This is a genomic window from Shigella sp. FC1967 (assembly GCF_001743005.1).
Classification (GTDB): domain Bacteria; phylum Pseudomonadota; class Gammaproteobacteria; order Enterobacterales; family Enterobacteriaceae; genus Proteus.
Window position 1 is genome coordinate 1 of sequence record NZ_MIIZ01000764.1, and the last position, 3,551, is coordinate 3,551.

3 protein-coding genes and 1 pseudogene are annotated in these 3,551 nt (G+C 39.3%); all 4 read left to right on the forward strand.

The genetic code is table 11. The annotated features are described in order from the left end of the window. The first annotated feature begins 12 nt into the window (after nt 1–12). The 4 genes and pseudogenes from BHE89_RS12295 (at nt 13) to BHE89_RS12310 (ending at nt 3,524) form a co-directional block, all read left to right on the forward strand. On the forward strand, nt 13–870 hold the full coding sequence (locus tag BHE89_RS12295; RefSeq protein WP_128860514.1) for a metal ABC transporter substrate-binding protein: 858 nt from the start codon (nt 13–15) through the stop codon (nt 868–870). Further along, entirely contained in the window at nt 867–1,754 is an 888-nt protein-coding gene (locus tag BHE89_RS12300; protein WP_069369355.1) for a manganese/iron ABC transporter ATP-binding protein, read from the forward strand. Before BHE89_RS12295 ends, BHE89_RS12300 begins: the two co-directional genes overlap by 4 nt. Before the next feature lie 2 nt (nt 1,755–1,756). After that, nucleotides 1,757–2,670, forward strand: a pseudogene (locus BHE89_RS12305) (metal ABC transporter permease). Beyond that, nucleotides 2,667–3,524, forward strand: coding sequence for a metal ABC transporter permease (locus BHE89_RS12310; RefSeq protein WP_069369357.1), 858 nt, complete (start codon nt 2,667–2,669; stop codon nt 3,522–3,524). Before BHE89_RS12305 ends, BHE89_RS12310 begins: the two are co-directional and overlap by 4 nt. Nucleotides 3,525–3,551: the final 27 nt, after the last annotated feature.

Genomic DNA, 3,551 nt, shown 5'->3' on the forward strand with positions numbered 1-3,551 from the left:
GCTTTATGCCTTATGGCATCTGTATTTTTAACAGCACCTACATACGCAAAAGATAAACTAAAAGTCGTCACCACCTTTACGATTATTCAAGATATTGCTCAAAATGTAGCTGGAGATGCTGCAATTGTTGAATCAATTACAAAACCGGGTGCTGAAATTCATGATTACCAACCCACTCCTAAAGATATTGTAAAAGCTCAAAAGGCTGATCTTATTTTATGGAATGGTTTAAACCTTGAACGTTGGTTTGAACGCTTTTTTAATGAATTACGTAACGTACCTGCGGTTGTTGTTACAGAAGGCATCACACCAATGGCAATTAGTGAAGGTGCTTACAAAAATAATCCGAACCCACATGCGTGGATGTCACCGAATAATGCATTAATTTATATTGAAAATATTCGCAAGGCACTTGTTGAACATGATCCCGATAATGCGGCTATTTATAATCAAAATGCGGCACGTTATGCAGAAAAAATTAAACAGCTTGACGCACCATTAAGAGAAAGATTATCTCGGATCCCACAAGAAGAGCGTTGGTTAGTCACCAGTGAAGGGGCATTCAGCTATTTAACTAATGACTATGGCTTTAAAGAAGTTTATTTATGGCCAATCAATGCGGAAGAGCAAGGCACGCCACAACAAGTTAAATATGTGATTGATACTGTTAGAGAACACAAGATCCCGGTTGTCTTTAGTGAAAGTACAATTTCAGATAAACCGGCTAAACAAGTTAGTAAAGAAACAGGCGCAAAATATGGTGGTGTTCTTTATGTTGACTCACTTTCCGCTGAAGGTGGCGAAGTTCCTACTTATATTGACTTAATTACGATTACAGTAGATACAATTGCGAAAGGATTTGGGCAATGAATAATATAAAAGCTAATCCTACGTTGACTGTTGATAATGCCACAGTGACTTACAACAACGGTCATACGGCTATTTTCGATGCAAGTTTCTCTATCACTGGTGGCACTATTTGTGCCCTAGTTGGCATCAATGGGAGTGGTAAATCCACACTATTTAAAACCATTATGGGGCTAGTAAAGCCCTCTAAAGGTAAAGTGACATTAAACGATAGCCCGATCCAACAGGCGTTAAAACAAAATATGATCGCTTATGTTCCACAAACAGAAGAAGTTGACTGGAATTTTCCCGTCCTTGTTTCTGATGTTGTAATGATGGGACGTTATGGAAAAATGGGTTTTTTTCGTATTCCTTCAAAACGCGACCATGAAGTTGTTGAAGCATCCCTAGAACGCGTTGGCTTATCAGGCTTAGGACATCGCCAAATTGGAGAGCTTTCTGGTGGTCAGAAAAAACGTGTTTTCTTAGCTCGAGCAATGGCTCAAGAAGGTACTGTTTTATTACTTGATGAGCCTTTTACTGGTGTCGATGTTAAAACAGAAAATGCGATTATCGAACTTTTACGTAATTTACGTGAAGAAGGCCACTTAGTTTTAGTTTCAACACATAACTTGGGAAGTGTGCCTGAATTTTGTGACCACGTTATTTTAATCAATAGAACAGTATTAGACAGTGGGCCAACTGAAACAACATTTACACAGAAAAACTTAGAACATGCATTTGGTGGTGTATTACGCCACATTAGCCTATCGGGTTCTGATCTTCATGACGACGATGATCCACGTTCACTGACTGTCATTACTGATGATGAACGTGCTGCTGTTTTCTATGGTCATCAAAAAGAACACACGCCGGCGCACCAAAGCCAACGCAAACAAGGAGATTAGCCATGCTAGATATACTCCTACAGCCCTTTGAATATAACTATATGGTGAAAGCGATTTGGGTGAGCGCCTTAGTCGGTGCCGTCTGCGCTTTTCTTTCATCCTATCTTATTTTAAAAGGTTGGTCGTTAATGGGAGATGCCCTTTCCCACTCCGTTGTTCCTGGTGTTGCAGGGGCTTATATATTAGGTTTACCTTATGCCGTTGGGGCTTTTTTTACGGGGTTACTCGCTGCATTATCAATGACATTTATTCGTCATATTACACGTCTTCGCGAAGATGCTGTTATTGGTTTCATTTTCTCCACTTTTTTTTGCTTTTGGTCTGTTGCTGGTTTCGCTTAAACCGACAGCCGTCAACGTTCAGACCATCATTCTCGGAAATATTTTAGGTATTGCTGATGAAGATGTATGGCAAGTTGTGATTATTACAGGTGTCTCTTTCTTAATCTTATTTTGTATTTGGAAAGACTTGCTAGTGGTCTTTTTTTGATGAAGTCCATGCAAAATCAATCGGCTTATCACCACTAAAATTAAAAATTATCTTTTTTACTCTTTTGAGCGCATGTACTGTCGCAGCGCTTCAAACTGTTGGCGCCATTCTTGTCATTGCTATGGTCGTGACGCCAGGTGCAACAGCTTACTTACTCACAGATCAATTTAAACGGCTTGCAATTATTGCTATCTGTATCGGCACAATCACTAGTGCAGTAGGCGCTTATCTTAGCTACTTCTTCAATGGTGCAACAGGTGGCGTGATTGTCACAATGCAAACCTCACTCTTTTTATTAGCTTTCTTATTTGCCCCTAAACACGGTATGTTAGCCGCTCGTCGTCGTGCTCGTCAGAGTTCACAACAGTTGATTACGCAATCTCATCAGCATAAAGGATCAACAAACCAAAAAGAGGTGAAACTATGAATGAGTTGATGGAATTTTTCATTGAGCCTTTTCAATATCCGTTTATGCAACGCGCTATTGTTGCAGCCATTATTATAGGTATTGCCTGCGCTATTTTATCTTGCTACATGGTATTAAAAGGCTGGTCGCTGATGGGAGATGCGATCTCTCACGCCGTTTTACCCGGCGTTGTTCTTGCTTATGTCACCGCCATCCCGTTAACAGTAGGCGCTTTTCTTTCTGGGCTATTTTGCTCTTTCGCCACAGGTTATTTAAAAGATCACAGTCGCATTAAAGAAGATACAGTGATGGGAATAGTGTTCTCAGGCATGTTTGCGGTGGGGCTGGTCATTTTTGCCAGTGTTGATACTGACCAACATTTAATGCATATTTTATTTGGTAATATTTTAGGTATTACACCTGATGTATTAATTCAAATTAGTGTTATCTGCCTAATTACCGTCACTATTATGCTTGTTAAACAAAAAGATTTTATGCTTTATTGTTTCGATCCTAACCAAGCAAGGATTGTTGGTTTACCTGTTACATTATTACACTATGGATTACTGTCTATTTTGGCATTAACCATTGTAGCTTCAATGCAGGCCGTTGGGATTATTTTAGTTGTCGCAATGCTTATTTCACCGGGGATCACCGCGTATTTATTAACACGCAGTTTTTCACGTATGATTATGTTAGCAATTGTATTTTCTGTCACATCTAGTTTTATCGGAACATTTATTAGTTTTCATATTGATGGAGCAACAGGGCCATGTATTGTGCTAACGCAAGCTGTATTCTTTATTATTGCGTTACTCTGTAATCAGATTAAGTTGGCAAAAATAAAGCGACAAACAAATCCCGCTAGCGCCTGATAATATTCTTTATCTTAACAAAAACGG